Annotated in this window: 1 protein-coding gene; it reads left to right on the plus strand. The window is 57.9% G+C overall.

Annotated elements, in window-relative coordinates; translation table 11 throughout:
* The first annotated feature begins 61 nt into the window (after positions 1–61).
* Positions 62–1,222: an IS30 family transposase gene (locus tag BLT66_RS26350; protein WP_092762929.1), complete on the plus strand. Its 1,161-nt coding sequence runs from the start codon at positions 62–64 to the stop codon at positions 1,220–1,222.
* Positions 1,223–1,231: the final 9 nt, after the last annotated feature.

The following is a 1,231-nucleotide window of genomic DNA, read 5'->3' on the forward strand; positions in this document are numbered from 1 at the left end:
GGCGGATTCAACCGGTCGATGCAACACACTGAGAACTGCGTGAGCAGACGGAGTGTTGCAGATGAAGTACCGGACACGAAACTACTATACCGACAGCCAGAAGGCGCTGATGTGGGAGCGATGGAAGGAAGGTTGGACGCTTCACCAGATTGGCCAACTGTTTGACCGGCCGCACACTTCGATCCAAAACATTTTGGTGAAAACGGGTGGCATTCGGCCGCCGGAACGGTGCCGGTCCGCGACAGCCTTGACTTTGTTCGAAAGGGAAGAGATATCGCTCGCGATCGTTGCAGGCGAATCGATCCGATCGATCGCTGCACGCCTCGGCAGAGCACCATCGACAATCAGTCGCGAGTTGAAGCGCAACGGCGGCCAAGAATGCTACCGCGCCACCCAGGCCGACAGCGACGCATGGAATCGAGCGCTACGGCCAAAACTCTGCAAGCTCGCGGAGAATCGCGACTTGGCCCGCATCGTCGCGGGCAAGCTGCGAATGCTCTGGTCGCCGGAGCAAGTCGCAGGCTGGCTAAAGCATACTTATCCGTGCGATGAGCGCCTTCACGTGTCACACGAAACCATTTACCGCACTCTGTTCATTCAAGCGCGTGGTGCCTTGAAGAAGGAACTGCTGGAGCATCTGAGACGAACTCGTGGCATGCGCCGTTCGCGTCACTACACGCAGAAGACTGCGGGCCACGGCCAGATTGTTGAAGCAGTCTCTATCAGCGAACGACCGGCGTCTGTCGAGGATCGGGCTGTGCCCGGGCACTGGGAGGGAGACTTGCTGTTCGGCAGCGGCAACAGTCAAATCGCAACGTTGGTCGAGCGCCAGACGCGCTATGTGATGTTGGTGAAGGTCGACGGCAAGAACACTGAGACGGTCGTCAATGCGCTCATCAAGAACGCGCGCAAGCTGCCCCAGGAACTGTACAAGTCATTGACCTGGGATCGAGGCAAGGAAATGGCAGCACACAAGCGCTTCACGATGGCTACCGACATCCAGGTCTTCTTCTGCGATCCGCAAAGCCCTTGGCAGCGTGGAAGCAATGAGAACACGAACGGGCTGCTCAGACAGTACATGCCGAAGGGCGTCGACATCTCTGGCTACTCACAGCTACAGCTCAACGCGATTGCGAGACAATTGAACCAGAGGCCACGCAAGACGCTTGGCTTCAAGACGCCCGCTGAGATGTTCAGCGAAACTGTTGCATCGACCGGTTGAATCCGCCGC

Origin of the sequence: Rhodoferax sp. OV413, assembly GCF_900104385.1 — a bacterium.
GTDB lineage: Bacteria > Pseudomonadota > Gammaproteobacteria > Burkholderiales > Burkholderiaceae_C > Rhodoferax_B.

Bases quoted from the DNA above. Each gene is read 5' to 3' on its own strand.
- BLT66_RS26350 (WP_092762929.1), top strand. From the start codon at position 62: ATGAAGTACCGGACACGAAACTACTATACCGACAGCCAGAAGGCGCTG.